This window comes from Nonomuraea sp. B10E15, assembly GCF_039871615.1.
In the GTDB taxonomy this organism is placed as follows: Bacteria; Actinomycetota; Actinomycetes; order Streptosporangiales; family Streptosporangiaceae; genus Nonomuraea.
This window is the reverse complement of record NZ_JBDPMB010000010.1, coordinates 98,687-122,009: the sequence shown is the minus strand read 5'-3', so window position 1 is coordinate 122,009 and position 23,323 is coordinate 98,687. Positions and strand designations below refer to the sequence as shown.

The window sequence follows — 23,323 nt, the reverse complement described above, 5'->3', positions numbered from 1 at the left end:
GCGGTCATCCCGCGTTCCACACCCGGCCGCTCAACAGCGGGATGAGACCCGTGGCAGCCAGCACGCCGCCCAGAACGGCGATCGCGACCGGCACGGAATCGATGGCGGCGACCGCGCCCGCCACCACGGGGCCGAGCGGCATCGCCGCCGCGACGACGGCGCCCAGGAGAGCGAAGACCCGGCCGCGCACCTCTTCTCGCACCTTCGTCTGGATGTACACCGACACGCAGACCGACGCGCACCCGGACGGGACACCGAGCAGCAAGAACAGCACCAGCATCGCCCCGGGAGAGTCGACCACGGCGATTCCCGTCATGGCCAAACCCTGGACGACGGCGTTCAGAGCCAGGACCGGGCCCTTGCGCGAGTGCACGAGCAACCGACGGGTCAGGAAGAGCCCCGCGAAACGGCCTGCCGCCCACGTCCCGGTCAGCAGGCCGTACCAGTGTCCGCCGGTGTACCCATGCCCCATCAGGACAGCTGGCAGGAGAAGCGTCAATCCGGCGGCGGCGAGGTCGATGACCGGCAGGGTGGGCGCCACCCGTAACACCACAGCATCCGTACGGACGACCGCGAGCCCCTCCGCTGCCGAGCTCCACCAGCCATGGAACGCCTGGCGCAACGACGCCCGGTCCAGCGTGGCCTCCTGCGGCGCGAAAAGCGGCCGGGCCCGGATCATGGCGGCGAGGGACAGCAGAAACGTTCCGGCATTCATCAACATCGCGGTGGCCGCACCGACCGTCACTGCCACCGCCGCCAGACCGGGCCCCAAGAGGCCGGCGACCATACCGGCCGCGAGCACCCACACATCGAGGCGGATCAGCTGGCCCTCGTTGCGCGCCACGGTCCCGAGCGCCGACTTCAACGCCGGCTGGAACAACATCCCCGCGACCCGGAGCACCATTACGCTGACCAGGATCGCGCCGAGGGAGAGCCCGAACCACCAGAGCACTCCGGCGAGGACCAGCGAGGCGGTCAGCCGGGCCGCGTCCGACCAGACCAGCAGGCGGTGCCGCGGCAGACGGTCGACCAGCACGCCCGCGAACGGCGCCAGCAACGCGCTCGGCAGAAATTGGGCAAGGCCGACGGAGAGCGTCCCCACCGCGGCGCCGTACTGGGCGGTGGCGAACCAGGCCACCGCGGCGAAGAACAGCCGATCGCCGGCGGCGGACAGGGCCAGCGCCGACCACGTGAGGACGAAGTGCTGCGGAAGGCGTGGCCGGGCGGCGGCTTCGGGGGACGGCATGGTTGTCCTTAGAGGGTACGGCTGAGCGATTCGAGGGCCGGGGGCGTCGGGTCCAGCGCCGCGGAGCGGCGCAACCAGTGTCCGGCCGTGCCGGTCAGGCCCGCTTCCGCGTATGCAACGGCCGCGAAGTAGCAGGCCCGCGCCTGCTGGGCGAACTCGCACGAGGCCGCCGCGGTGAAGGCCGCCGCCGCGCCGAGCGGGTCGTTCCGGCCGATCATCACCTTGCCCAGGGCGAACCATGATCGAGCGTCGTACGGATCCAGAGCCACCAGCCGATGCGCCGCTTGGGCTGCCAGCTCATGCCTGCCCACCATGCCGGCGGTCTGGCTGAGCGTCTCGAGCGCGGGAAAGTGGTGGTCCTGCAGCAGTAACCGCAGCGCGGTGTCGTCCGGTCGCTGCGCGGCCAGCAGTGCGTCCGCGTCAAGCAGGTGATCGAGCGCCGCCTGCGCCTGGCCGTCGAGGAAGGGACGGAACGCCATGGCCCGGTGCAAGGTGCTGCGGAGCATGGCGGATGAGAACTCGTCGATCTCCGTGTCGTCCGCGAGATCCTGCAGGATCGCCGTGCCGAGCGCGTAGGCACGGCTGAGCCGGTCGCCCGTCGGCCGGCGCGCCTTCCCCCGCCGGACCAGCACGAAGCGGGTGAGGCGTACGCGTTCAGCGTGCATCAGCGTGGGGTCCGCGGCCCGATCCAGCAGCGCCTCTTCAAGCGCGTCGCTCGTGCCATGTTGGAGGAAGAAGGTCGAGGCCACCTCGGACGGGCGGTCGCTCTTTCCCATGGCCGTGATCAGGTCGGCCTCGGGCTCGACCCCGTACAGATCGAGCACGCTCTGCTTGGCGCCCAGCCGCCACAGGATCTGCGCCGCCTGCCGGAACGCGTTGTCCGGTAGCCGGCGCGGTTCGGCGATGCCGGCGCAGACCCGGCCGAGCAGGGAGCCCGGCGCAGCGGCGGCGGAGGGCGCCAGCGTGAGCCCGATGTCCCCCAACCTGCCGAAGCCGGCCGCGACCAGCAGGCGCCACCGGCTCGGCACCATGGTGTCCATCGGCAGCGGAAGTCTGGTCCCGCCGTTGACCAGCAGGTCAGCGAGCAGGTACGTGGTGCGCGCGTGCAACGGCGCCCGCGGCGACGGGGAGCGCAGGTCGAAATACGTGGCACACGCCTCGTCCTGTCCGGCCGCCGCCATGTGCCGCAGGCGGATGGCGAGCGCGGTGCGTTCACTGGGCGGTGCGTAGCCGCGTAGCGCCGCCATCGCCGCCTTGGCGTTCATGACGAACCAACTCCTCTGAGCCACGTGTCCAGAAAGCGCATCGTCTCGGCGATGGACTCTCGACGTCGTGGTATATGCGGCTCACCGTCGAGCCGGAGCACGGCCGACGGCCTGTCCCGGTTGACGGCTCGCTCCGTGACCGCCGCGGAGGCCGTGGTGTCGGCAGTGCCATAAATGACCCGCCAATGCTTCGGAAGATCGCGAGCCTCCTGCTCCGGAGCGGGCGGCTGCGTGTCCGCGGGGAACGCCTGGCGGAGGAACCTGCTCAAAAGGCTGTTCCCCGTCGCCGGGTCGGCGCCCATGGCCAGCAGGTCGCCCGTGGTCCACGGACCGTTCATGGTGACCAGCCCGGCGACCGGCGCCCCCAGGTGGGCCGTCGCGCGGGCGGCCAGGAAGGCACCGTAGCTGTGCCCGACGAAGGCTGTCTGAGAGGTGTTCAGGCCGAACCGGTACGTCAAGGCGCTAGCCGCCTCTGCCACCAGCGCCGCGTCGCGCGTACCGAACTGGCCCCGGCGAAAGACCGGGAGGCGGCCGAGAACGGCCGCGGTGTAGGGCGACTCCAGCTGGACGGCGACCCAGCCGCTCTCCTCGATCGTTTCCACGATGGGATCCCAGCCGGGCAGCCACTCGCCGTACGGACCGCCACGCAGCATGATCACCAGGCCGGTGGGCGGACGGTCGGGCGGGAAGGTGATCGTGCGCAGCGAGCCGCCGGACACCTCGACCGAGCCGAACTCCGGGTGGGAGAGATCCGCACGCGACAGGCGTGCCGTCTCGATCGCCGTCGGCGGCCTGCGGTGCCGGGTGGCGATCGCTGCGGCAGCATCACCCGAGCGGTACAGCCGGCCCAAGGTCCACCCGGCGAAGACCTCACTCGTCCGGCTGCCGTCATCGAACGAGTGTGTGACGAGCGCCGAGTCGGGCCACTGACGGCTGATCCAGCACAGCCTCTCCTCATCCAGCCAGCAGATCCCTGGTTCCGCCCTGGCGTCCGGGACGTCGACGACCCGGCCGTCCTCGACCAGGATCACCCGGCCGCGGAGCACCAACGCGATCCGCCGCCCGGCCGGCGAGACCGCCAGGTCCTGTGGCCGGGCGTCCAGGGTGATCGTGGTGATCTCCGGTTCACTCTCGTGCCAGGAGACGATCCGCAGATGGAACCCTGCGGAATCCTCGCTCACCCAGGCCACTGCGGCGGTCCCCACCGCGCGTACCAGCTGGGGGACGATCTCACCCAGACCGCTCGCTTCCCAGGGCTTCTTCTCGGGCTCCGCCGAAGGGAACCGTATTCCCACCGGGCCGATGACACAGAGCTGGGACCCGACGACGCAGGGCATCTCGCCGTCCGCGAGGTCGGTGACCCGGGCGAGGGAGGGCAGGGCGACCACCGCCGCCGGGGCCGAGCCGCCGCCGATCTCGGCGAGCAGGCGGCCGCCCGCGTCGCCGAGGATCCGGCGGACGCCGCCACCGAGGACGTTATGGAGGTCATCGCGGTCCGGTGCGCGGACGACCACGCGCTCCGCAACCCCATGGCCCTCGACCACGGCCACGCGGCCGTCGCCCAGCACCGTCACCGACAGGGGCAGGGAAACACGCATCGTCCGCCTGACGAGATCGTTGACGTCGTTTTCGTGCAGCATCCTTTTCCCCGCGTCGGCCGCCCACCGTTGCCGGCCGTAGAGTTCGAAGGTCGCCTGAGCGCCGATAGGCGCGGCGCTCAGGCGACCATATTCAGAAGTGGTTAGTCGATGCCGTACTCCCACTCAGTGAGCACGTCGTACATCTCCACGACCTCGTCCGAGACAGCGATCTCCTGCATTCTGTTCACCCCCCATCTGAAAGAAAGGCTCATTTTCATGCCCCGTGCGTTCGGCAACCGATCAGGCAGTCGTCGCGCGGAGCAAGCTTGAGGAAATGTCCGTCCAGAAGGTTCGGGCCCTTCTGCATGACCTGGTTCAGGGTGGCCGGCTCCTGGTGGCCGGCGAGGTGCCGCACGGCCTCCTGGACCAGCAGCGCTGAATCGGCGCACGGCTGCGGGGAGAGCGTGCTGGCCGCGACCAGGGCGAACCGGTCGAGATCGGCGAGGACGGCGGCACCGGCCTGGCCGGCACGGGCCAGTAACATCGCCTGGAGGCAGCCCGCGCAGGCAGATCGTCCCGGCACGAAGAACGGACCGACCCGCCCGCCCCCGGTCTGGATGGAGGGGACGCCCAGGCGCAGCGACGCCTGCGACACCCACAGCCGGATGGTCCGGTGCGGGGTGTCCGCCGCTCCGATGATCAAGTCGCTGTCGTGCGCGGCCACCGCGATGTCCTCGGGGCCAGCCATCATTTTCTGCTCGAATCGCAGGTCGGCGTCCGGGAAGAGCGAGGAGAGGCGCTCCTGCAGGACCTCTGCCTTGGGCCGGCCGACATCGTCCGCGTCCACGAGCGCCGTCCGGTTCAGATTGCTGACCGCGACCACGTCGCCGTCCGCGGCGGTCATGGTGCCGATGCCGGCCAGCAGCAGCTGGTAGACGATCCAGCTTCCGGCTCCGCCCAGTCCGAGGACGAAAACGCGCGCCGAACGGAGCCGTTCGAGATATCCGAAGCGATCGACGTCCGAAGTCTCGTACCCGCCGAAGTAGCGCAAGGAGCGCGCATGGCGTTCCAGCACGGCGGCAGGGACGCTCGTTGGCCGGGTCGGCGACTGGAGCGCCCCTATGCCGTCCAGCGCCTCGAGGAATCGTTCGGCGGTGTCCTGGACGTCCGCGTTCAACCCGCCGCCCGCGCCGGACAGAAACTCTGCTCGTGACGTGCCGGTGATCAGGGCCTCGGCCGCTTCCGCCCACGCCGGCGAGAAGGGAACGGAAAGGGACCGCCCACGACTGTTGATGACGATCCGCGACTCGACGACCAACGTCGCGACATTCTGCCGCAACTGAAGCAGGTCATCGTACGCACCCTGCGGCACCCTCGCACCTCCGGCCGGGATCGAACAATTCAGTCGATGGGCCGGTTCGGTGTCGGCTCCAACAGGAAGCGACGATAGAGATGAGCGCTATGAAAGGGCTATGAGACCGATATAACGGCATGTTCTCTGAGGGCTGGTGCCCGGGACGCAGGCGTGTCCGATCCATGGATGCGGCATGGAGAGGCGCCGACAGGTCTCGCCGGGCGTGGCGCACGACCGCCGATGGACGCAGGCGCGCGTTCCCGGGCCGGCGAGGCCTAGCTCTCGGGGCAGAGCACGGCCTCGGCCGCCTTCTTGACCAGCGGGTCGATGGCGGGATCGGTGTGGTTGGCGCCCATCGTGACGGACACGACGAACTGCACCCTGCCGTCCCGTGACGTGTAGGCGAGTGCGCTGAATCCGGACGAGCCGCCCTTCACGGGCGCGTACTCGCCCCCGCACACCCGCGGATCGGCGGATTTGCTCGACTTGGCCTCGGACGACTTCGGCTCGGGAGCGGGGCGTCCGGCGTTGAGCGCCTCCTTCTCCTCCTTCGTCAGGACCTTGTCCAGGGCGAACGCCCGGTGGAAGGTGCTCAGGTCGTCGGTGGTGGAGATCACGCCGCCGGCGGCGTAGCCGTAGCTCATGTTGAGGCGGTCGACGTCGCGGAGCTTGCCGTTCTTGTCGGGGTGGTAGCCGTGCCCGTGCGGACCCTTGATGCCACCGGGCCACTTGGTGGGCAGGTAGGTGTCGTCCATGTTAAGGGGATCGTAGATGCGCCGCTCGAACTCCCGGGACACGGAGTGGTCGGTGAGGTCCTCGATGATCAGCCCGAGGAGCATGTAGTTGGTGTTGGAGTAGGAGAACTTCTCCCCCGGCTCCTGCGACCGCTCCACTGTGCGCGACTTCTTCACCAGCTCCAGCGGCGGGTAGTAGGTGTCGAAGTCGAAGGCGTCGACGAGTTCGGGGGTGTACCAGTTGGGGATGCCCGAGGTGTGGTGGATCATCTGCTCCACGGTGATCTCGCCGGCCCGCTCCACCAGGTCCTTCTCGACGACAACCGGCAGCAGGTCGCTGAGCTTGTCGTCCAGCGACAGCTTGCCCTCGGTGACCAGCTTCATGATGACGACCTGGGTCATCAGCTTGGTCTGTGACCCGATCCTGAAGCGGGCGCCCGCAGGGATTTTGCCGCCCTTGTCGTTCAGCAGGCGGGTGCCGGCCGAGCCCTTGCCTGCCTTTCTGCCGTCGATGTACGCTGCGCCGATCGCGCCCACGATCTCCTTGTTCTTCGCCAGCTCCGACAGGGCCTTCTGCACGTTGCCCAGCCGGGGCCGGTCCGCGGCGGCCGTGGCGGCGGGCGCGGCGACGCCCAACGTCAGCATCGCGCAGGCCAACCCGGCCAGGCCGGTCGCTGTCGCACGTTTCATGATGTTTCCTTTCGATGGGCCCCGTCACTGCGCGGGGCAGAGCAGTGATTCGGCGGTTTCCAGCACCTTGTCCGGCAGGTCGCCGGTGCTGGTGTTGGGGACCTTCAGGGTGATGTTCACGCCGAGTTGCGAGCGCCCGTCCTCCGTAGTGAAGAGATAGGCGAGGGATCCCGGGCCCGACCCGAGGGCGGCGATGCCGATGCACGTGCCGGGCTGCTCCTTGGGGGGCCGCTTGCCGGCCTGATAGCGCCAGAAGGCGGCGAGGTCCTTCGCGGTGGAGACGACGCCGCCCGCCGCCCACCCGTTGGTGGCGTTCTGCCGGTCGGCGTCGCGCAGCCTGCCCTTGTCATCGGGGTAGTAGCCGTGCCCGTGCGGGCCCTTGATGCGCTGCGTGGGCCTGGTGGGCAGGTAGGTGCTGGTCATGCCCAGCGGCTCCCACAGCCTCCTGGCGAAGGCCGCGCCCAGGCTGTCGCCGGTCTCCTTCTCGATGATCAGGCCGAGCAGAACGTAGCCGGTGCTGGAGTAGGAGAACTTCTCGCCCGGTTCCTGCTCGCGCTCCAGCCCTCGCGAGACCTTCAGCAGATCCATCGGTGAGTGGTAGGTGAGGTCGAAGAGGTCGAGCTTCCCGCCGTAGTCGGGGACGCCGGAGGTGTGCTTGAGCAGGTGGTCCACGGTGATCTCGCCGGCCCGCTCCACCAGGTCCTTCTCGACGACGACCGGCAGCAGGTCACCGAGCTTGTCGTCCGGCGAGAGCTTGCCCTCCTCCACCAGCTGCGCGATCACGGCGGAGGTCATGCCCTTCGTGTGCGACCAGCCCCGGTAGCGGGAGTCAGAGGGGATCCTGCCGCCCTTGCCGCCGATCAGGCGGGAGCCGGCCGAGCCGCGGCCGACGCGCCTGCCGTCGTGGAACGCCTCGCTGATGACGCCCACCACGCCGGCGTCCTTGGCGAGCTCTTCCATGGCCCGCTGCACGTCCCCGATCCCGGACGGGGTGGCGGCCGCCGCGGGGGCGGGATGGGTCAGCAGCACGGCACACGCCAGGGCGGCCGTCGTACGTTTCACGATGTCTCCTCAGATCACGTGGCCGGGGGTGAGATTTCGCGCGGGGTGGCACACGACTGCCGGGGCCGGGTCGAGCCCGGCCCCGGCAGGCGCGCCAGCTCCCCTCGCCGTCCTTTATGGCCGAGTGGATGTTTCCTCCTCGTTTCCCGGGAGAGGCGCCCCGGCCCTTCTGTAGTCCGCATCTAGAGTTCGGCTAGCCTTGCTCCCCGTGAGCGAGGACAGGAAGCCCAACAAGAAGGCGCAGAAGTCCGCCGAGACCCGGCGCCGGATCCTGGAGGCCGCCGGGGAGCTGTTCGTGGCGCAGGGCTATGGCGCGACCATGCTGCAGCAGATCGCCGACAGGGCGGGCGTGGCGGTGCAGACCGTCTACTTCGTGTTCGGCAACAAACGCCGCCTGCTCAAGGAGCTCGTCGACGTCACGATCGCGGGCGACGACCGTCCCGTGGCGACCCTCGACCGGCCGTGGTTCCGCGACGCGCTGGACGCCGCCACCGCTCAGGAACACCTGCGTCTTTACGTGGCGGGCACCCGGGCGGTGCTGGAGCGGGTGGCTCCGATGACCAAGGTGCTGCAGATCGCCGTGGCCACCGACCCGGAGATCGCCGACATGTGGCCCGACGAGCGGGATCCGCGCTACACGGTGACACGGACCGCCGCGGACAGCCTGATGGCCAAGCCGGGGGCACGCCCCGAGGTGTCCCACGCCGCCGACCTGCTGTACGGCGTGCTCAGCCCGGAGCTCTACCTGGTGTTCACGCGTGACCGGGGCTGGACGCCCGAGCGGTTCGAGCGCTGGGCCCACGACACCCTGCACTCCCAGCTCTGCACGAACTGACGGTCCGCACGGACCCTGGTCGGAGGCCGGAGAAGAGCCACTACGCTGGTGCGGACTTGATCTTGGCTCGGCGCCTGGCGCCACGGGCCTTCCGCAACGACGAGGTGCAGCATCGTGGTCACGCACGAAGAGTTCTCCCGGCCGGCCTTCGAGCCGCGCCGTTCGCAGCGTGAGCGCTTCGACCAGGCACTCGATCGGTTGAGGGACGAAGGCTGGCAGATCGTGGACGCGGGACGGTTCGCGGCCGACACCGAGACGAGCGGCCTGCTGAGCCTGCCCGCCGACCTGGCCGATCACTTCGCGCCCGGCGGCGGGCTGGTCAAGGACGTCACGATCTCCTGGCGCGGCGGGTTGCCGTCACGGATCCAGTCGATGTTCGCGCGGGAGGCTCTCGTGGCCTCCGTTCCCGGCCAGGCGGAGCGGGACGACGACCACGACGCGCTGCTGGACCTGGACGCCGAGGAGTTGAGCAGGCGGGCCGACGAGGCGATGGAGGCGCTGTTCGCCGCGGTGCACGGCCTGAACAGGCCGGAGGAGGGGTTCGTCACCTGCCTGGCGGGCGACGAGGTCTCCTCCGACCTGTGCCGCGTCGTACGCGCCTTCGACCGGCTCGCCGAGCAGGGCTACTTCGCCGAGCCCGACCTCTGGCCGACGGTCTCCGGAGCGTGGCAGCACGTCCACGAGGCCGGGGCGTCGGCGAAGGCCGTCTTCTGGACCACGCAGGCGCACACGTCGTGTTTCGACGCCCGAGGTGACCTGGTCGACGAGCTCGCGCTGCAGTGGGCCGGCGACCGGGATCTGATCGCGCAGGTCCTGTCCGCCACCGGACTCGTGGTGGAGAGCCCACAGGACACGGGCACCACCTTCCTGCTCTGCCCGAAGCGGGCCGATCGCTGAGGACCCAGCAGATCACCGGGCGTCATCCGCCGCCCGGCGTCGCGCGGCCGACGGGCGAAACAGCCGGGAAACCGCCGCCCGTCTAGACAGTCGCTACGAGTCCGGGCGGTAGGCGTCTCGCACCCGATGCGACCACGCCCGGCATTTCCTGCAGAGAGGATCTTCCTCGTGAGACATGTGAAAGCAGTCGGTCTGGCCGGCCTGGCGTGCGCGATGCTGACTCTGGGTGTCGCGGCACCCGCCACCGCCGCGGAAGCGGGCCGGCCCCGGATGGGGGACGTGCAGAAGGCTCTGTCAGAGCTGGCGAAGAGCCCGGAGGTGCTCGGCGCGATCGGCGCGCTCTACGTGGACGGCAAGAGAGTCGGCAAGGGCTCGGGCGGCACGCGTCTCCTCGACGGCGAGGGCGGCAGGATCCCGGCGGGCGCCCGCTTCCGGATCGGGTCGCAGACCAAGTCCATGACCTCCGCGGCCATCATGAAGCTGGTCACGGAGGGCAAGTTCGGCCTGGACTCCAAGCTCAGCGAGGTGCTGCCGGTCGTGGTGGAGAAGGACCTGGTGGAGCGGGCCGACGAGATCACCGTGGAGCAGATGATCCACCACACCTCGGGCATCCCCAACTGGTACACCCCCGAGCTCATCGACTACTTCGACTTCGAGACGAAGTACACACCGATGGAGCTGATCACCAAATCGCGCACCCTTCCGCGCGAGCAGGAGCCGGGCGAGAAGTTCTCCTACTCCAACACCAACTACTACCTCCTCGGCCTGATCATCGAGGAGGTGACCGGGCACTCCCTGGCCGCCGAGTTCGAGGAGCGCTTCTTCGAGCCCCTGGACATGGACGACACCTACCTGCCCACCAGGTGGCCCGGCAGCATCAAGGGCCCGCACGGCCACGGCTACTTCCCCGACGAGAACGGCAAGCTGGTCGACTTCGACGACCAGAACATGAGCTTCGGCTACGCGGCCGGCGGCGTGATCTCCACCACCGACGACCTGAGCACCTTCCACCGGGCGTTCGCCACGGACAAGATCCTCACGAAGGAGGAGAAGAAGGCGCTGAACGCCGGCCGGTCTCCCTCCGAGCCGGACCGCTCCCCCAACCTCAACGTGTGCGACGACGAAGGCACGTACGGACGCGCGAAGGGCAGCTCACCCGGCTTCAACGCCCTCACCTTCAGCACCAAAGACGGCAGCGTGCAGTTGCTCATGTCGCTCACGCTGGCCACCGAGCACAGTGACCCGGCCATCGACCCCCTGGCCAAGAAGGCGGCAGAGGCGGTCCTCTGCCCCGGGAAGTAGAACACCACCGCGCCGCGCGCCTTCACGTCCTCGTGCTGGAGGCGCCGACGTCCATAGCAGAGAGAACACGGATTCCAGGTCCAGGCTGCACACTTCGCCCGGATACCCGGACACGTCAGTGAACACGTGCGGAGCCCCAGGCGAGCATGTGTACGTTCGCCTCATGAACAGGAGAATCTCTGCCGTGCTCGCGTCAGCTGCCGCCATCGCCGTCGTCTCGCTCACACCCGGCGTCGCGAAAGCCGACCCTCCACCGACCGACTGCCATCACAACTTCGGCTGGCAGGACGACTACACATGGGCCCGCTGTGACAAAGGCTCGGGTTATGTGCGAGCCATCGCCACATGCTCCAACGGCAGCAAGAAGACGACCGCCACCGGCCCCTGGAAGGGAATCGGCGTGCAGTCGAACGCGCATTGCCCGACGTCACACCCCAAGGCCGTGGATCACTACTTCGACATCAAGACGTACTGACGCTCACGGCTCGCGGCACGGCATCGCCGAACATCCGGCGATGCCGTGTCCTTGGAGGACACAGAGGTCCTGGCGGCCGCGAGGGCCTTCGGCAGGACGGGTGGTCGACCGTCGATCCTCCGTGACGACACGGACGCCGCCGGTCCGCGACTATCCGGCGGCGTACAGCTTGGCGATCCGCGCGCCGAGATCGGCGCCGTAGTCGTGGTGGTAGACCTGGGCGGAGCAGTAGACCGGCCCGCCTTGCCGGGCCAGGCCGGCGGTCCAGGTGACGGCGTTCTCCACGCCCGGGTCGCTCAGCTGCAGGCCGGTGGCCACGATGTCGTCCACGCTGACGTCGACGAAATAGTCGCTGACGCCCTTGCGCTCGTACAGCCGCCACTCCAGCTTCGCGCTCCTCGCCCCGGCCAGCCTGGCCGTCAGGTCGACCGTGACCCGCTGCCACGCCTGGTCGTTGGCGGCGACGTCCTGCTCCCACACCACCTTGCCGTCGAGAAGCAGCTGCTTCACGTGGTAGCCGGCCGGGTTGCCACGGCCGCGGCCGTCGCCGTGCCAGAAGCTCACGCTGTACTTGCCGGCGCCCGGCGTGAGCTGGACCTGGCGGCTCGCGCCGCACCACATCCCCGCCTTGGTGGCGGTGTCTCCCTCGACGACGAAGCTCAGCCGCCCGTTGCCGGCGCGGGCGAGGTTGTCGCCCGCGGGCCGGGTCCACCCGCCGTCGCGGGACACGTAGGGGAGCTTGTACTGCACGACCCCGGCCAGCTCGCCCGTGCGTACGTGCTCGAGGGCCTTCTTCGTGACGGCCTCGACGTAGCCGACCGTCGGCTTCTGGGCGGCGTGGCTCAGCGGGTGGGCGTACGGCATCAGGTAGACGTCGGTGCCGGGAAGCCGCTTGGCGAGCTGCTTGACCTGGTACGACAGGCTCCACGTCCACGACGTGTCCCGGTGCGGCGCGTCCCGGAAGGGGAAGATCACTCCATCGAGCAACGGGACCTGCTCAGCGATGAACGCGTCGGTGAACTGGCTGTAGTAGACCGTGGGGACGAACTTCAACGAGGGGTTGATCGGCTTGGCGGCCGCGCGCATCTTCTTGACGTACTCGGGCGTGAACGTCCTGAGGTCGTAGCCGTAGTCGTCCACGGTCCAGCCGACCAGGTTCGGGTGGGCCTTGGAGAGGGTGGCGATCTCACGTGCCCATGCCACGTAGTCGTGCTTGTACGGCCGGGAGACGCAACAGCCCGCCTGGCTCGGCGAGTACACCAGCACCCAGACGTCGATCCCGGCAGCGGCGGCGGCCGGGAGGAACTCCTGACGCAGGTCCTCCCAGTGCACGTTGTCGCCGGCCATCGGATAGACGTAGGTGTCGGCGTTGAGGGCCGTCAACCCCGCGATCATCACCTTGCTGTCGACGTGCCTGATCCCGTCGGCCCGCGGCTCCTCCTCCCGTATGAGGTTTCCCGCGGTCCCCACCACGCCGGGGTCCTGGGCGTGGGCCACGCCGGGGAGCGTCGACAGCAGCAACGCGACGACCATGACGAGCACAGAACGGGACACCGGGTTCCCTTCAGCAAGATCCGTTGATGAACGCGGTCAGCATAGGAGGCACCGGTATGGCGCCGGTATGCCACCGCTTTGACACGGCAGCGCGCACGAGACAGGCGGTGGCGAGTTCGGTCGGCCAGGCAATCCTTACGGCCTTGACGGGCATTACCGCTCAGCAGATGCTTGGGCTTGCCTGGCGACTCGTCTTCGGGGGAACTTCTCGTGCAAAGCGATGCCACTAGAGCGCACTACGAACGCCTTGCGGATAGATACGACGAGAACTGGGCGTACAGTTCCACCTTCATCGCGTGGATGACCGAAAACATCCTCAAGCGCATAAACTTGACATCCGAAATATCCCGCCTCCTGGACATCGGGTGTGGAACCGGCCTCTACACGCGCAATCTTGAGAATCACACAAGCATCACCGTCTGCGCCGACCTCTCCCCCGCGATGCTGCGACAGTTGCCCGCCAGCGAGCGCCTGATCCCGCTCGTGGCAACGGCCGAGGAGCTCGCCGCAGGCCGGATCCGGCTTCCGCATGATGGCTACGACGCCATCCTGATGAAGGAAGTCATTCACCACTTGGACGATCCGGCGCAGGTCCTGTATGGGTTGTCCCGTTACCTCAAGCCCGGCGGACGGATCCTCGTGGTGATGCTGCCGAGCGCGATCGACTACCCGTTGTTCGGGGCGGCGCTGAATCTCTTCCGGGAGAGACAACCCGCTCCAGAGGACATAGCCTCCGCGATGAGAGGCGCCGGCCTCCGTACGGAGTTGGCCTACGACGAGTTCCCTCTGACCTTCACCGTCGAGCGTTACCTACAAATGGTCCGTAGCCGATATATGTCCCTGCTGGCCAGCTTCGACGACGCCGAACTCGAAGCGGGAATCTCCGAGATCCGCCGCGCTCATCCAGGACCTGAAGTACGGTTTTCGGACCGGTTCGCCTTCGTACTCGGGGTGAAAGCGTGAGCATCGAGCTTGACCATCGTCTCTTCCGGCTCAGGAACGAACTGGATGATCATTCCCGGGTCGCTCGCTATCTCGGGCTGGACTTCGAGCGCCCGATCAGGTCACTCGGCGACGGCTACCCTGAGAACGCCATCGCCCTGGTCGGAAAGATCACCGAGCGGATCCTCAAGCAGTTGTGGCGGCATCACAACGTTCCCGGAGATCCTGGCGGCAAGGCGCTGAGCGAGCTGATCAAGGGCGCGCAGCCGTACATCCGGAGCGCGAGTGTCCTTGATTCGCTCCGCGACATCCAGCGCCTCCGGAACCGTTCCACTCACGACGGGTACGAGATCGCCGAGGAGGACGGGCTCACGGCAGTACGCCGCCTGCTGAACGTGCTGGCCTGGTTCAGCAGCACCGGCAGCGGCGTCCTGAGCGGGGACGTGCCCAAGCTGGCACCTGAAGTGGCGCTCAAGGCCGAGTTCCTGGCCGGCCTGTACGTGACGCTCGGCTTCCAGCCGGTCAAGCGGTTCGAGTTGTCCCGTAACACCGTCTACCAGCTCTTCTTCCGCGAGCAGGGGTTGCGCAGCGAGTACGTCGAACTGCTGTTGAGCAAGAACATCGACGATGTGGTCCAGGTAGTGGACGCTACCAACGGCGAGCTGCTTCAGACCAAGCTCCCCAAGCTCACCCGGTTCCTCGTCTTGGAAGAGAACGGCGACAGCACGGCAACAAGCCCGCTGGGCGGCGACTACCGGGTTCTCACCTATGACCGTTTCATGGACGCGTTCGTCAACCTCGACCGGCACATGACGGATGTCGTCGGCAGCTATCCGGAGCTTTTGGACGCCGGACGAGTCACAATCTCCGGCGATCTGCTCACCACCGACGAGCGCACGGGCGAACAGGTCGTGACCCGGATCGGCGCGGCCGACCAGTTGCTGGACGACGTGGCGGCGACAGGCGGCAACCTGCTGATCGTCGGCAGGTCGGGGAGCGGTAAGACGACGCTGCTCAAACAGCTGGTCGCACGATCGGCCTCGGCCGCCAAGCGTCGTTACCGCTTCTATTTCGACATGAGCCTCAAACGGCCGGACGAGCGGTTTCAAGACTTCGTCACGCGCTCGCTGGGCCCGTACATGGACGTGGAGAGTACACACGTCTTCGACGTGTTCAACTACTTCGCTCGCGCTGGATCGGTGCTCTGCGCGCTGGACGGGATCGACGAGGCAGTGCCGTCGGCCACCCAGGCCGGGTTCCTGGAGCTGTTCGCCGAGATAGCGCAGGTCCTGTCGGCCGAATCGGCGGTGGTCACCACGTCGCGCGTGTCATTCCTGGAGGACTCACCGCAGGTGCGACGTCTTCTGGACGGCACTTCTCTAGTGTCGGAGAAGCTGGTCCAGCAGCTTCACGCCCAAGGGGTCAATCCCCTGCTCGTGCCGCGCTTCTCCGCACTGCGGCTGCACGATGTGGCCGAGCGGGCGACGCCCCTGGAAGTCCGCCTGGCGGAAGATCTAGATCTGCGTGGTGAACGGGATCTCCCTCACCTGTGCGAACTGGCATGGCGGCACATCACCAAAGTCGCCGATCCCGCCCTGCTGCCCTCACTCGTCTCCTACTTCGGAGCCGCATTCCTGCATGGCCGTACGGTGTTCTCCTTTGTCGATCTCGTCAACGAGTTGGGGGTCAAGCTGTTCGAGGGCGGCCGGTTGACCTATGACTCCTTCCGTCTCCGGCCGTTGTTCCGGCTCGCAGGACCGTCCGCTGTCGCCTTCAGCCACTGCGCGTACCAGGAGTTGCTGGCGGCCGAGCACCTGCGCCAGCCCGATGCCCGCACAACACTCCTCGACACGGCGCCGCGCCTGACCGAGCAGGTCCGCGACTTCCTCAGCCGGAGGTCCATCAAGGTGTCCGCCGATGACTGTGTCCTGCCCGCCGGGGCCTATCTGGTGGGTCCGAGCCACCATTTGATGCTGCGTCACGTGGAGCGGCCGATCCGCTTCGACCGTTTCCCGGTCACGGTGGCCCGCTACAACCGCTTCCTTGAGGAAGTCCGGCGACATGGTTCGCAGGAGTGGGATCACCCCGCCAAACCCTCAGAGACCTCCCACGAGCCATGGCAGGACCGGTTGAAGGTCCAGGACTACTTCACCGATCCGGCATACGAGAACCACCCGGCGGTGTGCGTCAGCTTCTGGAGCGCTTACGCGTTCGCCCGCTTCGAGGGCAAGCGCCTGCCCACGTCACTGGAGTGGGAGGCCGCAGCAAGGGGCGGCGACGGCCGGCTGTTTCCCTGGGGCGACGACATCGACCTGGGCATCGTCAACAGCGCCGACGCTTGGAGCGGCCGTCCACTGATCACGTACGACGCCTGGAGGGCGGAGCTGGATCGGGGAGGCTTGAGCCAGGCCATGCCCGGCCCGGTGGACGCGCATCCGCGCAACGTCTCACCGTTCGGCATCCGGGAGATGGCCGGAAACGTGTGGGAGATCACCGGCACCGTTCTGACCGACCTGAACGAGGTCGTCATCTGCGGCGGCTCCTACGACAACCCCTACCGGGCTCTCCAAACGTCGTCCAAAGGGCTGTTCCGTCGCCGGGGATGCAGCAACGCGGTGGGATTCCGATGCGTTGAGGAGGTGTGATGAGCGGCGAGCAGACCGCCGGAACGGGCGGCCACCGCTTCGGATACATCGTGGACCGCATGCCGCTGGGCAGCGGTCATGGCGGCCGTCAGGGGACCTATGTCGTTCGGGACCACGAGACCGGCACACACCATTCCTTCATGTACGCCGACATCGTGACGGAGGGCTTTCGTACGATCCGGACCAGCGAACGCGTGCGGTTCCTCGTCGATCAGGAGAATGAGGACCACGCCCGCTACGTCATCCGACTGGACCTGCCCGACGCCGAGGACTACTACCAGTGACAAGACTCGCCCGGGAGACCCTCATCGTCGTCTACGAAGCTCTCTTCCCCTCCACTCCCACATGGGAGCAGGGGCCGCTGATCCTCCAGCACCGCGATGTCCGCTCCACCGCTGAGGCCCGCATCGAGTATTTCAGCGCCAAGGCGGCCCGAGTGCTCTACGGCGACGCCCATCGTCCGAAACGCTGGCACGACCCTTCCCACCACACCGTGGGCGATGTCGAGATCACCGGCGTGGAAGTCCTCCGGATAAGCGATGAACCCGAGGCTCACGGACTCGCGGCCGTCCACCTGCGCCCAAGAAACGGCATGCCGATTCCGTTGCTACGGTCGCTGGCCGGCCGCCGAGACACCCCTCCGCCACCGTTCGATCCGCAGAAGTTCGTCGACGGTCAGGCCATCATCAAGCAGGGCAGCCGGCCCTTCACGGTCGCCTTCGTCACCTCTGCCAAGCAAGGTCTGCCACGCCTGTACCGGCAGCTCCGCTACTGGCGCTGGGGATCTGTCGAGCAATGGCTGTGGGCCCTGGCCTCCCGTACGGATCTGACCGACTATCCCCCGGACCCCAAGAATCTGGAACCGGCGGACAACGAGATCATCCGGCTGTCCAGCGACTGGCACGCCGTCGTCCTGCGAGACGGGATGGGGGTGGCGGGTCTCCGGGCCGACCAGGGCCGGAACGATACGTTTTTCGGGTACGCCGAGCTCTACCTGCGCTCGATCTATCTCGACGCCATCCTGCTCGGTATAGCGCAGGCCCAGGGCCTGACCAAGTTGGAAGAGCGCCTGGCCTCGGCGCTCGACTCCTCCGTGTCGGCAACGATGGCCGAGCTCGAACAGCAGGTCAGCTCCTTTCGGCATCGGCTGTGGGCCCAGCACCTGACCCCGCACGGCACACCGAACCGCCTTCTGACGGCGTACCAACGCCAGCATGCCCTGTGCGAACGCTTCGACCAGATCCTCACCGAGATCAGCGACTTCAACCGGCTCGCCCGCGACGACGAGACTCGGCACGTCAACAGCGCCGTTGTCGTGTTCACCCTGGTCACCGTCCCGGCCGGCATCGCCCTCGCGCTGTTGCAGGTCTTGGAGACCAAGAATCCGTGGCTGTTCACGGCCGTCGCGGTCGCCTGCGCGGGGCTTACCGTGTTCCTCCTGAGCACCCGATCCGCCAGGGTCGCGTTCAAGGCCCTGCGCAACCGCTTCACCCTCAGGTAACTCCTAAGCTTCCGCTACCCGGCCTGACCGTTCATGAGCTTCTCCCACAGCACCTCGGCCTTGCCCACTGTTGTCGGATGGCTCTCCCTGACGGTCTCGCCGGACTCGCGGCGCTGGGTACGCCGCACCCACGCCAGCCCTCCCGCGGCGCAGAACTCGTACACACACGGCTTGCACTCGCACGTGTGCCGCAGCACCCGCACCCGGACGAAGCGCGCCATCGGCACCTCCCATTCGACGGGTTCGGCATCAGGCAGCGGAGGGCAGACGTGAGGACCATGGAAGTCGGGCAGCTTGGTCATCGTGCGTTGTCTCCTCGCGTTCCGCAGGCATGGGCTCACAGCCCCATAGCGTGTTCGAGTGATTGACCGGGAAGGGCCGATGCCGCCGTACCAGCAGACGCGACCGCGATTCGTCAGCGCATCACGTCGGGAGAGACCCCTCCAGGCTGGCGCGCCGGAGCGTCGCCGGGCTCCGCTGTAGCCACCTCGGCCCACACCAGATTCCAGCGCAAGGCTGCGGGACGGACTCCCCACCTGATGGAAGTCCGCTGGACCAGCCACAGCCCGCGCCCATGAGAGTCGCAGTCCACGGGCTCGCGCGGCCTCGGCACGGTCGACGAACCTTGATCTATCACCTCGACCCTGGCCAGGGTGCCACTCACCTCGGAGACCTTCACCACCACCAGGCCGCCGGCTCGCCCGGAGCCGGTGTGCAGCACGGCGTTGCCCACCAACTCGCTCGTGACAAGCCGCACCCCATCCGTTTCGCGATGCCCCGCAGCCGCCAGCGCGTCCACGACCCAGCGGCGAGCAAGCGACACGGAACGCGCAACACCGGGAAAGGTCATTTCGACCAGGACCTGATCGTTCACCAGGCGACCTCCCACACTCGTTCGGGCGCGCACTCGTCGTGTGCGTCCACCCATCGATCACGCCCGCGCCCCCACGTGAAGATCCAGCGCTCGCCCTGTAGCGCGGCCCGGACGAGTAGCGGCACCGACTCCCGCCGGACCGAGACACACGGCTCCCCACGTCGCGGTAACTCAACCGAAACGGCCAGGCCGCGCACCCTCAGCGCCCAAGCCAGCCGCGCCAGGTGGAAGAACTGCTCCTGCTCGCGACTCGGCCGCACCGAATCCAACCCCCGCCGATCGTCCCGCTTCCGTGTTGTCCGGGTACGTCGCATCGCTTCGAACCGCCTTACAGCCCCAGAAACATCCGATTTTGGTCACCGTGTACTTCGTACAACTGGATCTGAGTGCGCCATGAGCCGAATCGTTGCGACGCCCCACTGGCAATGACGCAGCTCATAACACTTATGAACACCGCTGACAAACACAGAGTGTGCGGCAACCACTACGCTCCGCGCAAGCGATGCATCAGAATGAACTTCGTACAAGTTGTGACCACAAGATCGATCCAGCAGACTCTGCTGTAACTCACGGAGGTGAAATGACTACCCAGCGCAGCCCATCGGCTCGTCAACGCCGCCTGGCCGCCATACTGCGCAGCTTGCGCAAGGAAAAGGGCATGTCACGGGAGACGGTCGCGGAGCGGATGGGATGTTCGCCGCCGACGATCACCCGCATAGAAGCGGCACAGACCGGCGCACGCATCGCCGACGTGACCATGATGCTGGAGATCTACGAGGTGCCGGACCACACGAAGGAGGTGCTCCTCCAATTGGCCCGCGACGCCCGAAAACGTGGCTGGTGGGACAAAATATCCGATTCGATTCCCGAGTACTTCCAGAGCTACGTGGGCCTCGAAGAGGACGCATCGTCCATCTCTGGATACGAGAGCGAATACATACCCGGCCTGTTCCAGACCGAGGAGTACGCGAGGGCCATCTTGAACGCGGAGCCAACGCTGCCTCCCGAGGAGGAGTTGAACGACACCCTCTCGATCCGCATGAAGCGCCAAGAGCGACTGTCGTCAGACAATCCTCCCGAAATGTGGATGGTGCTCAACGAGGCTGTGATCCGGCGCCACGTCGCCGGGGGCGTCATGCATCGTCAGCTACAGCACCTCCTCGATCTCTCGTCCCACAACTTCATCACTGTCCAGATCCTCGCCTTCGACAGCGGGGCCCACCCAGCGATGAACGGCGGATTCCGCATCCTGAAGTTCCCGAAACTATCGGATCCGGACATTGTGTACCTTGAGTATTGGAAGGGCAGCATTCATCTAGAAGACCCAGATGACGTTGCAGACTACAACCGGCTATTCGATCATCTTCGCGCAAGAGCACTCGGCCCTGATCAGAGCCGACGCCTCATCGAGCAGGCAGCAGGAGGATCCAATGAACGGTAGGCAAGAAGAGGACCGGGAGCAAAACATCCGTACCGCATGGCGGAAGTCGAGCTTTTCCAATGGAACCGGCGGAGACTGTGTTGAAGCAGCGCTGATCGACGGAACCGCTGATGCTGCCCCTAGCGAGCTCAGCCTGCAGCACAAAGCCAGCCAGGGACCTCTCATCGCGCTACGAGACTCCAAGGATCCCGACGGGCCCAAGCTCTACTTCACTCGAAGCGAGTTCGCCGCCTTCCGCCGTGGCATCATGGCAGGCGAGTTTGACGACCTGGGGTAGAAGTAGCTTCGACAGACGCCTCGCCAACCTGGTTGGTGAGGCGTATCGCTGTCGAGGCGGACTACGACTCTGAAGTCTTCGTTCGAGACTGCTGCAGGGCTTCGGCGATCGCGGCGAACTCGCTCAGCGCCGCTTCCAAGTCCTCCACGATCTCCTGGGCGATGACCTCAGGCGGAAGCAGAGAGTCGGCGTCTTCGAGAGCCGGGTCTTTCAGCCAGTTGATGTCGAGGTTCACCTTGTCCCGCGCGATCAGCTCGTCGTAGCTGAACGGCCGGAATCGTTCGGTCTCGATCCTGCTCGAACGCGGCTCCCCCGGCCGGTAGCACTTGACGAAGTCGTCCAGGTGCTCCCGCCGGAGCGGGTTCTGTTTGAGCGTGAAGTGCTGACCGATGCGGAAGTCGTAGACCCAGAGCGTCTCCGTCCATGGCCGACCTGGCCGAGCTTCCTTCTTGTCGAAGAACAGCACGTTGGCCTTGACCCCACCGGCATAGAAGATGCCGGTCGGCAGCCGCAGGAGTGTGTGCACGTCGAACTGCTTGAGCAGGCGATCCCGTACCGTCTCACCCGCCCCGCCCTCGAACAACACGTTGTCGGGGAGGACTACGGCGGCCCTGCCTGGGATGGCCAACATTGAGGCGATGTGCTGGACGAAGTTGATCTGCTTGTTGGTGGTCGTGGTCCAAAAATCTTGACGCGTGTAGGAGATTGCTTCGCGGTCCGCCCGGCCGTCCTCGCCAATCACCGTGATGGAGGACTTCTTGCCGAACGGCGGATTGGCGAGCACCACGCTCTGGTGCCGCGCCGGCGCTTCGGCAAGCCCGTCTCGGACATCGATGAGCGAGGCCCCATTGGGCTTGCCGATCCCGTGGACCAGCATGTTCATGGCCGCGAGCCGTGCCGTGCCGTCCACCAACTCCGTTCCCGTGATGGCGCCGGAATTTAGCCGCTCACGCTGCTCAGGGGTGAGCACGGAGCCATAACGCTCGACGATGTACTCATGGGCGGCCAAGAGGAATCCACCGGTGCCACAGGCAGGATCGGCGATCGTGTCATCCGGCCCCGGCTGGACGCAGTCCACCATCGCGGAGATCAACGCACGCGGAGTGAAGTACTGGCCAGCCCCTGTTTTGACGTCTTCGGCTCCCTTGGCGAGCAACTCCTCATAGGCGTCGCCTTTGACGTCGGACCCCTGGCTTGACCAGTTCTCTTTGTCGATCAGATCGACGACGAGTCTCTTCAGCTTGGCCGGATCCTGGATTCGGTTCTGTGCCTTGCGGAAGATGACGCCCAGCGTGCCGGGCTGTCGCCCAAGGTCCTGCAAGGTCTCCCGATATGTTTCCTCAAGGGCACCACCCTCGGCATCTACGAGCGCCTGCCATCGCGCTGCAACTCCCGCGAGCGAGGCCTCTGGATTAAATCCCCGGTTTGCTCGCTCATGCGCCATCTTCAGGAACAGCAGGTAGGTCAGTTGCTCGACGTAGTCGATGGTGGAGACGCCGTCATCCCGGAGAACGTCGCAATAATTCCACAGCTTTGCGACCAACCGCCTAGTCTCTGCAGTAGTCATAGGAGTGTCTCCTGTATTGATGTCTTTGGCGCTGACGTAGATATAGGAGCAAGAATAGTTCCAGAAGACGCCTCGGTGCGAGAAGCTTTCGACATTAGCTCCTGGCCCTGACGACCGCCTAGCCGCCTAACCGCCTCATGAGCCGTGCGCTGTTTCCTGATCTGCTCCAGGAGACCGGACACGGGTTCAGCATGAGCAAGCCGAGGCGTTAGACGCCCCCCTACACCCTCAGAAAGCAGCATGCCACGCAGACTTTTTGCCCGGAGAACAGCCTCGCACATAGAACTCTCAAGGCGAATCATCAGTTGCCTCATTGATTCGAACTCCTCAACGAGGCGATCCTGGACATCTACAGAAGGTAGCGGAATCAGCAGAGAGCGTAGCTTTTCTTGCGGAAGGTGCTTGATTGTCGTGCCAGTGAGAAGGCCAGTCATACGCCCGTTCCGAGCGGCTTCCTGAATCATCACTTCCAGCCACTGCGGCTTGACCTTTCCGGAAGGTCGAATTCGATGCAGCGCCTTCTGATAAGCAATTAGACTAGCGCTTCCAGGCCATATCGCACATCGTCCCGGCTCGCCGCCTTCACAGACTAGAAGGTCGCCACTTTCTAGAGCAAAGTGTCTACGTTGATCCTCCGACATCGGGACGGTTTCGATATTAGACAAATCAAACTTACCCCACCGTACATTCACGTTCCTCAGGTAAGGAGTGGGGATGCCTTCGTTGCGCTTCGAGTCGAGCATCTTGCCCAAAGTGGTTGACGCGATATCGCCTAGGCGTACGAGTTCACCACCCTGCGATAGCGCCTTATCGCGTAGACCCAACATAATAGATCTATTGAGCTCTATCAGATTAATGGCCACTTCATGACAGTACTTGAGTCCTACTTCAACACGGACGAGTTGACCTTCCAGAAGTTCGACGATTTGCTGCTGCTCAATCAGCGGCGGGACCGCCAACTCTATTTCAGAGAGGGCCCGCTGCGAAATATTACGCATGGAATCCTTGGTTCCTGTAGCCCGCGCTGAGATTGCGTTACGGACTCCAGGAGACGAGAGCGCATACAGGAGCCACCTGCGATC

22 protein-coding genes are annotated in these 23,323 nt (G+C 66.3%); 10 read left to right on the top strand and 12 right to left on the bottom strand.

What is annotated here, in order from left to right:
- Positions 1–4 precede the first annotated feature (4 nt).
- The 6 genes from ABGB14_RS26770 to ABGB14_RS26745 form a co-directional block, all read right to left on the bottom strand.
- Entirely contained in the window at positions 5–1,246 is a 1,242-nt protein-coding gene (locus ABGB14_RS26770) for an MFS transporter (RefSeq protein ID WP_347646567.1), read from the bottom strand.
- 8 nt (positions 1,247–1,254) lie between these two features.
- Complete coding sequence (locus ABGB14_RS26765) at positions 1,255–2,511, bottom strand: hypothetical protein (protein ID WP_347646566.1); 1,257 nt, start codon at positions 2,509–2,511, stop codon at positions 1,255–1,257.
- Positions 2,508–4,274: a hypothetical protein gene (locus ABGB14_RS26760; protein ID WP_347646565.1), complete on the bottom strand. Its 1,767-nt coding sequence runs from the start codon at positions 4,272–4,274 to the stop codon at positions 2,508–2,510. Before ABGB14_RS26760 ends, ABGB14_RS26765 begins: the two co-directional genes overlap by 4 nt.
- A 91-nt stretch (positions 4,275–4,365) precedes the next feature.
- Entirely contained in the window at positions 4,366–5,463 is a 1,098-nt protein-coding gene (locus tag ABGB14_RS26755) for a ThiF family adenylyltransferase (protein WP_347646564.1), read from the bottom strand.
- Between the two features lie 257 nt (positions 5,464–5,720).
- On the bottom strand, positions 5,721–6,869 hold the full coding sequence (locus ABGB14_RS26750; RefSeq protein WP_347646563.1) for a serine hydrolase domain-containing protein: 1,149 nt from the start codon (positions 6,867–6,869) through the stop codon (positions 5,721–5,723).
- Between the two features lie 24 nt (positions 6,870–6,893).
- A complete protein-coding gene (locus ABGB14_RS26745; protein ID WP_347646562.1) occupies positions 6,894–7,931 on the bottom strand; it encodes a serine hydrolase domain-containing protein in 1,038 nt (345 codons plus the stop codon).
- A 208-nt stretch (positions 7,932–8,139) separates the two neighbouring features.
- On the opposite strand from ABGB14_RS26745, the gene ABGB14_RS26740 reads away from it, so the two are divergent.
- The 4 genes from ABGB14_RS26740 to ABGB14_RS26725 all read left to right on the top strand — a co-directional run bounded on the left by ABGB14_RS26740 (position 8,140) and on the right by ABGB14_RS26725 (position 11,440).
- Positions 8,140–8,766, top strand: coding sequence for a helix-turn-helix domain-containing protein (locus ABGB14_RS26740; protein WP_347646561.1), 627 nt, complete (start codon positions 8,140–8,142; stop codon positions 8,764–8,766).
- A gap of 114 nt (positions 8,767–8,880) precedes the next feature.
- Complete coding sequence (locus tag ABGB14_RS26735) at positions 8,881–9,663, top strand: hypothetical protein (RefSeq protein WP_347646560.1); 783 nt, start codon at positions 8,881–8,883, stop codon at positions 9,661–9,663.
- Between the two features lie 177 nt (positions 9,664–9,840).
- Positions 9,841–10,965, top strand: a complete 1,125-nt coding sequence (locus ABGB14_RS26730; protein ID WP_347646559.1) for a serine hydrolase domain-containing protein — start codon at positions 9,841–9,843, stop codon at positions 10,963–10,965.
- Between the two features lie 163 nt (positions 10,966–11,128).
- Positions 11,129–11,440: a hypothetical protein gene (locus ABGB14_RS26725; RefSeq protein WP_347646558.1), complete on the top strand. Its 312-nt coding sequence runs from the start codon at positions 11,129–11,131 to the stop codon at positions 11,438–11,440.
- Positions 11,441–11,590: 150 nt separating this feature from the next.
- Here the strand turns inward: ABGB14_RS26725 and ABGB14_RS26720 are convergent, their stop codons facing one another.
- The gene (locus ABGB14_RS26720) at positions 11,591–12,994 is read right to left on the bottom strand and encodes a hypothetical protein (protein ID WP_347646557.1); all 1,404 of its coding nucleotides are present in this window, start codon (positions 12,992–12,994) and stop codon (positions 11,591–11,593) included.
- Between the two features lie 210 nt (positions 12,995–13,204).
- On the opposite strand from ABGB14_RS26720, the gene ABGB14_RS26715 reads away from it, so the two are divergent.
- Positions 13,205–13,957: a class I SAM-dependent methyltransferase gene (locus ABGB14_RS26715; protein WP_347646556.1), complete on the top strand. Its 753-nt coding sequence runs from the start codon at positions 13,205–13,207 to the stop codon at positions 13,955–13,957.
- A gap of 101 nt (positions 13,958–14,058) precedes the next feature.
- On the opposite strand, the gene ABGB14_RS26710 is transcribed toward ABGB14_RS26715, so the two are convergent.
- Complete coding sequence (locus tag ABGB14_RS26710) at positions 14,059–14,274, bottom strand: hypothetical protein (RefSeq protein WP_347646555.1); 216 nt, start codon at positions 14,272–14,274, stop codon at positions 14,059–14,061.
- A 57-nt stretch (positions 14,275–14,331) separates the two neighbouring features.
- Here ABGB14_RS26710 and ABGB14_RS26705 point away from each other — a divergent pair, with 57 nt between their 5' ends.
- The 3 genes from ABGB14_RS26705 (at position 14,332) to ABGB14_RS26695 (ending at position 18,082) form a co-directional block, all read left to right on the top strand.
- Complete coding sequence (locus ABGB14_RS26705; protein WP_347646554.1) at positions 14,332–16,581, top strand: SUMF1/EgtB/PvdO family nonheme iron enzyme; 2,250 nt, start codon at positions 14,332–14,334, stop codon at positions 16,579–16,581.
- On the top strand, positions 16,581–16,865 hold the full coding sequence (locus ABGB14_RS26700) for a hypothetical protein (RefSeq protein ID WP_347646553.1): 285 nt from the start codon (positions 16,581–16,583) through the stop codon (positions 16,863–16,865). Before ABGB14_RS26705 ends, ABGB14_RS26700 begins: the two co-directional genes overlap by 1 nt.
- A 152-nt stretch (positions 16,866–17,017) precedes the next feature.
- Positions 17,018–18,082: a hypothetical protein gene (locus ABGB14_RS26695; protein WP_347646552.1), complete on the top strand. Its 1,065-nt coding sequence runs from the start codon at positions 17,018–17,020 to the stop codon at positions 18,080–18,082.
- Between the two features lie 14 nt (positions 18,083–18,096).
- On the opposite strand, the gene ABGB14_RS26690 is transcribed toward ABGB14_RS26695, so the two are convergent.
- A complete protein-coding gene (locus ABGB14_RS26690) occupies positions 18,097–18,384 on the bottom strand; it encodes a hypothetical protein (protein ID WP_347646551.1) in 288 nt (95 codons plus the stop codon).
- Positions 18,385–18,497: 113 nt separating this feature from the next.
- The gene (locus tag ABGB14_RS26685) at positions 18,498–18,956 is read right to left on the bottom strand and encodes an ATP-binding protein (RefSeq protein ID WP_347646550.1); all 459 of its coding nucleotides are present in this window, start codon (positions 18,954–18,956) and stop codon (positions 18,498–18,500) included.
- A 580-nt stretch (positions 18,957–19,536) separates the two neighbouring features.
- Here ABGB14_RS26685 and ABGB14_RS26680 point away from each other — a divergent pair.
- Both ABGB14_RS26680 and ABGB14_RS26675 read left to right on the top strand, forming a co-directional pair.
- Entirely contained in the window at positions 19,537–20,397 is an 861-nt protein-coding gene (locus ABGB14_RS26680) for a helix-turn-helix transcriptional regulator (protein WP_347646549.1), read from the top strand.
- Positions 20,387–20,674, top strand: a complete 288-nt coding sequence (locus ABGB14_RS26675; RefSeq protein WP_347646548.1) for a DUF397 domain-containing protein — start codon at positions 20,387–20,389, stop codon at positions 20,672–20,674. The genes ABGB14_RS26680 and ABGB14_RS26675 overlap by 11 nt, the downstream gene beginning before the upstream one ends.
- 61 nt (positions 20,675–20,735) lie before the next feature.
- Here the strand turns inward: ABGB14_RS26675 and ABGB14_RS26670 are convergent, their stop codons facing one another.
- Positions 20,736–22,217, bottom strand: a complete 1,482-nt coding sequence (locus tag ABGB14_RS26670) for a class I SAM-dependent DNA methyltransferase (RefSeq protein WP_347646547.1) — start codon at positions 22,215–22,217, stop codon at positions 20,736–20,738.
- A gap of 20 nt (positions 22,218–22,237) precedes the next feature.
- Positions 22,238–23,239 carry a restriction endonuclease subunit S gene (locus ABGB14_RS26665; RefSeq protein WP_347646546.1) on the bottom strand — a complete coding sequence of 334 codons (1,002 nt, stop codon included), beginning with the start codon at positions 23,237–23,239 and terminating at the stop codon, positions 22,238–22,240.
- Positions 23,240–23,323 lie beyond the last annotated feature (84 nt).

Bases quoted from the DNA above. Each gene is read 5' to 3' on its own strand.
- ABGB14_RS26770 (WP_347646567.1), bottom strand. From the start codon at position 1,246: ATGCCGTCCCCCGAAGCCGCCGCCCGGCCACGCCTTCCGCAGCACTTC.
- ABGB14_RS26765 (WP_347646566.1), bottom strand. From the start codon at position 2,511: ATGAACGCCAAGGCGGCGATGGCGGCGCTACGCGGCTACGCACCGCCC.
- ABGB14_RS26750 (WP_347646563.1), bottom strand. From the start codon at position 6,869: ATGAAACGTGCGACAGCGACCGGCCTGGCCGGGTTGGCCTGCGCGATG.
- ABGB14_RS26725 (WP_347646558.1), top strand. From the start codon at position 11,129: ATGAACAGGAGAATCTCTGCCGTGCTCGCGTCAGCTGCCGCCATCGCC.
- ABGB14_RS26700 (WP_347646553.1), top strand. From the start codon at position 16,581: ATGAGCGGCGAGCAGACCGCCGGAACGGGCGGCCACCGCTTCGGATAC.
- ABGB14_RS26690 (WP_347646551.1), bottom strand. From the start codon at position 18,384: ATGACCAAGCTGCCCGACTTCCATGGTCCTCACGTCTGCCCTCCGCTG.
- ABGB14_RS26680 (WP_347646549.1), top strand. From the start codon at position 19,537: ATGACTACCCAGCGCAGCCCATCGGCTCGTCAACGCCGCCTGGCCGCC.
- ABGB14_RS26675 (WP_347646548.1), top strand. From the start codon at position 20,387: ATGAACGGTAGGCAAGAAGAGGACCGGGAGCAAAACATCCGTACCGCA.
- ABGB14_RS26665 (WP_347646546.1), bottom strand. From the start codon at position 23,239: ATGCGTAATATTTCGCAGCGGGCCCTCTCTGAAATAGAGTTGGCGGTC.